Here is a 3738-nt window from a genome sequence, read left to right as displayed (position 1 = left end):
ACGCTGATGAAGACCATCGTCGGCGAGCTCACGAGCTCGCAGGGCGAATTGTTCTTCGACGGCCGCGACATCACCCGCCGCCGCACCGAGGAGCGGGTGCGCTCCGGCATCGGCTATGTGCCGCAGGAGCATTCGGTGTTCGCCCGCCTGTCGGTACGTGACAACCTCGCGGTCGGCTCGCTGTTCAATTCCGATGCCAGCGCGGTCGATCGCGTGCTGACCATCTTCCCGAAACTCGGCCAGCGCCTCGACCAGCCGGCCGGCACGCTGTCCGGCGGCGAGCGCAAGATGCTGGCGATCGGCCGTGCCATGCTCGGCAATCCAAAGCTGCTGCTCTTGGACGAGCCGACCGAAGGCGTCTGGATCGGCGTGATCGAGGAGATCACCGAGCGGCTGATCGAGCTCGCCAAGAGCATCTCGGTCGTGATCGTCGAGCAGCATCTCGACCTCGCGCTGCGCGTCGCCGACTATGCCTATGTGCTGGACCGCGGCCGCGTCGCGCTGCAGGGCGGCGCGAGTGAGGTGCGGAGCGATCCGGAACTGCTGCGCTATCTGGCGCCGTAGCGCTGCGGAACTTCAATGCGGCAGGCGGTCGGCCTTCCGCCCGATCACGCCGTCTCCCGGCGTCCGCGTCCGCCGCACCGATCGCATCTCGCGACGTACATACCAGGCGGCGACCGAGCAGATCAACCAGGCCAGCGCTGCGGCGATGAAGGCGGCCGGGACGCTGCGGTCCACCGTCAGCGCGAAGACGATGGCAAATGCCAGCATGCCGAACGCGCCGAGCGCCGCGCCTGCGGCATCCAGCGCCGCGGCCTGCTGCCCGCGCCACGTGCCGTCGAGGCCGGCGTTCCGCTTGCGGCGGATTTCATGCTTCTCGATCAGGGTCGCGCTGGCGCAAAGGATGACGGGGAGTGCAAGAAAGGCGCCGCCGACATAGGCGCCGCAAGTGCTGCTGATCAGGCCGGTCAGGACGGTGGCGCCGCCGCCGAGCACGAAGCGGATCAGATATTCGGTCCAGCGGCTTTCCCTGAGCGCGGACAGTGAGACGCGGACCGGTGTCACGCCTGTCCTCCGGCAACGCCCAGCAAGCCGAACACGATCGCCAGCCAGACGATCAGCGCCAGCAACGTGGCGGGGGCGGCGCGCAGCTTCGCGCGAATCAGCAGTTGGCAGACCGCGAAGCTATAGATGGCCAGCGCAACGGCGCCGGCCATCATCGCGCGGCTCTGCAGGCCGGCGTAGTCGGCGCCGTGCTGGTACACGGCGATGCCGAGGGTCGCGAGCGCGACCGACGGCGCCGCGCCGAATAGGCCGGCGAAGCTCTTCGGGCGCAGCAGGTCGCCCAGCATCGCGAAGGCCGACACCACGGCCCCGCCCAGCAGAAATCGGATGACATATTCGGTCATCGCGCCTTGCCCCGCGGCGGATCGTCACCGGGATAACCGGTCCACAATCGCAGCAGCCGCTCGAGAATCGCTCCGAGGCCGAATCCCGCGATCACGTCGCTCGTCCAGTGTGCGAGCACCACAACGCGCGTCAGCGAAAGGCCGACCGCGACTGTCTGGATTGCGCACCGCGCGCCGGCGGGCAATGTCGCGGCCGCCGACGCCAGCGCGCCCATATGCAGCGCGTGCCCTGATGGAAAGGCGTCGTCGCGCTTGCCCGAGATCGGGATGCCGTTGGCATGGCCGGCCACGGTCAGGCGATCCGGGCGGGTCTGATTGAACAGCAATTTCAGGCCATGTGGCAGCAGCGATGCTGCGACCGTCACCAGCAGCGCGTGATTGCCGGCGCGCTCGAGCGAGGCGCCGCGCCCGCGTGAGGTAAGCCAGCCGGCGGCGGCGAGCACAAGCAGGACCTTTTCGTCAGCGCCCCAGGTCAGTGTGCGGGCGATCTCTTCCGGCGCAGGAGCGGTGTTGCGGGCGATCGCACGCGCGATGATGGCGTCCGCCGCGGTCGGGCGAATGGTGATCGGGAAGGGGGCGCCTCGATGGCGGCGTGCTCGAACTCTGGCTGTCGTATCCATGGTCAGGTTCCCATCCAACGCGCCAGCCGCGGCATGGGTCCTAACGGGGCATGCAAGGAACCAAATGCAGATCGATGGTCTTGAACTTCTGCCCGTCTCGACCCGATCCGAAGGTTTCACCCCAAGGCTTCGCGCCAAGGCTTCGCGCGCCAACCGGGATGCACGGCGGGCGATGGATTGTAGTCAGGGAGAGGTGTCGATGACGGAGCCGGACGTTCGCAAGGGGATGCCGCCGGTCAAGCTTTCGCGCGAGGAGTTCGAACGGCGCTACCGCAAGCGGTTTGCCGATCCGGTCTTTCAATCCATGCAGACGGAGCTCGCGACGATCATCGCCGGCGCCTGGGACGCCTATCGTCATTCGCGCAAGGCGCCGGTCACCCGCAAGGCCGGCCCCGGCTTTGCCGATCCCGAATATGATCTCGCGGTCGATTGGCTGTCCGCGCGCGATGCCATCGATGAAGCGCAGCGCAGGCACGACGATCCCAACGAAACGCCGCATATCCTGCTGATCAACGGCTCCTCGCGCAGCGAGCATACCTGTCCCGGCGAGATGTCCAAAAGCTGGCGCATGGTCGAGATCGCCGAGCGCGCCTTCCGCGAGATGGGCCTCGCGGTCGATGTGCTCGATCTGTCGCGGCTGACGTCCGAGTTCGGCAGGGAGATTCATCCCTGCAAGTCCTGCGTTTCCACCTCGATGGCGCTCTGCCACTGGCCATGCAGCTGCTATCCGAACTACTCGCTCGGCCAAACCGACGACTGGATGAACGAGATCTATCCGCTGTGGGTGCGCGCGCACGGCATCATGATCATCTCGCCGGTCAACTGGTACCAGACGCCGACCGGGCTCAAGGCGATGATCGATCGCCTGGTCTGCGCCGATGGCGGCAATCCCGATCCGACCTCAACCCATGGCAAGACCGCGAGCGAAGCCAAGGCGCTCGAGCTCAAGGGCTGGCCATATCCCAGGCATCTGCGCGGCCGGCATTTCGGCATCGTGGTCCACGGCGACAGCGTCGGCGCGGAAACCTGCCGCCGCTTCCTTGCGGACTGGCTCACCGACATGGAGTTGATCTCGGCCGGCAGCAGGGCCGAGCTCGATGGCTATGTCGGCTACATGGAGCCCTACGCGACGTCGCATCGCGATCTCGACGAAGACAAGGCCTTCCAGGAACAGGTGCGCAATGTCGCGCTGGCGCTCGGCGCCGCCGTCGACCTCGCGCGCACCGGGCATCTGGAAGATCCCGGCAAGGGGCTTGAGGACCCGCAGCCGAAGTAGGGTGGAATCCGGGTTCCCAAAGGAACGAAGCGCCCCGGCTGCCCGTTAGGCCGCGGGAGGAAGTCACAATGCGCAATATTTCGATTGCAGCTCTTGTTGCGGCTGCCGTGATGAGCAGCGGTGCCGCGTTGGCGCAGCATTCCGGTACGCCATCGGAACAGAGCGCGTGCACGCGCGATGCACAGCGCTTCTGCCGGAAGGACCTCGGCAATGACGGTGCCGTGCAGAACTGTCTTCAGATGAAGCGAGCCAGCCTGAGCCGGAGCTGCAAGAAGGTTTTCGAAAGCCACGGAATGTAACGGTCGCCTGCGAACGGGCATCCGTGATGGAGCGTGGCGGTTAGCTCGGGCAAATCATGTCGCGAGAACGTTGTGGTGTGACTCACAGACCGCGCCACACATTCAGTGTCGTCCTGGCGAAAGCCAGGACCCAT

Annotated in this window: 6 protein-coding genes; 3 read left to right on the top strand and 3 right to left on the bottom strand. The window is 66.4% G+C overall.

Features of this window, described 5'->3' with window-relative positions; genetic code table 11:
* A partial coding sequence (locus AKL29_RS17660) for an ATP-binding cassette domain-containing protein (RefSeq protein ID WP_244482122.1) occupies positions 1–564 on the top strand: 564 nt, incomplete at its 5' end.
* A 12-nt stretch (positions 565–576) separates the two neighbouring features.
* Here AKL29_RS17660 and AKL29_RS17655 read toward each other — a convergent pair.
* From AKL29_RS17655 to AKL29_RS17645, 3 genes are read right to left on the bottom strand one after another with little or no spacing between them, the layout of a single operon-like run.
* Positions 577–1065, bottom strand: coding sequence for a hypothetical protein (locus AKL29_RS17655; RefSeq protein ID WP_050385020.1), 489 nt, complete (start codon positions 1063–1065; stop codon positions 577–579).
* Positions 1062–1409: a DUF3147 family protein gene (locus AKL29_RS17650; protein WP_028337300.1), complete on the bottom strand. Its 348-nt coding sequence runs from the start codon at positions 1407–1409 to the stop codon at positions 1062–1064. The genes AKL29_RS17655 and AKL29_RS17650 overlap by 4 nt, the downstream gene beginning before the upstream one ends.
* Positions 1406–2029: a phosphatase PAP2 family protein gene (locus tag AKL29_RS17645; RefSeq protein ID WP_050385019.1), complete on the bottom strand. Its 624-nt coding sequence runs from the start codon at positions 2027–2029 to the stop codon at positions 1406–1408. Before AKL29_RS17645 ends, AKL29_RS17650 begins: the two co-directional genes overlap by 4 nt.
* Positions 2030–2228: 199 nt before the next feature.
* Between AKL29_RS17645 and AKL29_RS17640 the strand changes: the two genes are divergently transcribed.
* Both AKL29_RS17640 and AKL29_RS40775 read left to right on the top strand, forming a co-directional pair.
* Entirely contained in the window at positions 2229–3305 is a 1077-nt protein-coding gene (locus tag AKL29_RS17640) for a flavodoxin family protein (RefSeq protein WP_050385018.1), read from the top strand.
* Positions 3306–3373: 68 nt separating this feature from the next.
* Complete coding sequence (locus AKL29_RS40775) at positions 3374–3604, top strand: hypothetical protein (protein ID WP_082190618.1); 231 nt, start codon at positions 3374–3376, stop codon at positions 3602–3604.
* Positions 3605–3738: the final 134 nt, after the last annotated feature.

Origin of the sequence: Bradyrhizobium pachyrhizi (assembly GCF_001189245.1) — a bacterium.
Lineage (GTDB): Bacteria > Pseudomonadota > Alphaproteobacteria > Rhizobiales > Xanthobacteraceae > Bradyrhizobium > Bradyrhizobium pachyrhizi.
This window is presented reverse-complemented; position numbering and strand designations above follow the sequence as displayed.

What these genes read in the sequence shown, in the direction of transcription:
- AKL29_RS17640 (WP_050385018.1), top strand. Translation starts at nt 2,229, where the DNA reads ATGACGGAGCCGGACGTTCGCAAGGGGATGCCGCCGGTCAAGCTTTCG.
- AKL29_RS17645 (WP_050385019.1), bottom strand. Translation starts at nt 2,029, where the DNA reads ATGGATACGACAGCCAGAGTTCGAGCACGCCGCCATCGAGGCGCCCCC.
- AKL29_RS40775 (WP_082190618.1), top strand. Translation starts at nt 3,374, where the DNA reads ATGCGCAATATTTCGATTGCAGCTCTTGTTGCGGCTGCCGTGATGAGC.
- AKL29_RS17650 (WP_028337300.1), bottom strand. Translation starts at nt 1,409, where the DNA reads ATGACCGAATATGTCATCCGATTTCTGCTGGGCGGGGCCGTGGTGTCG.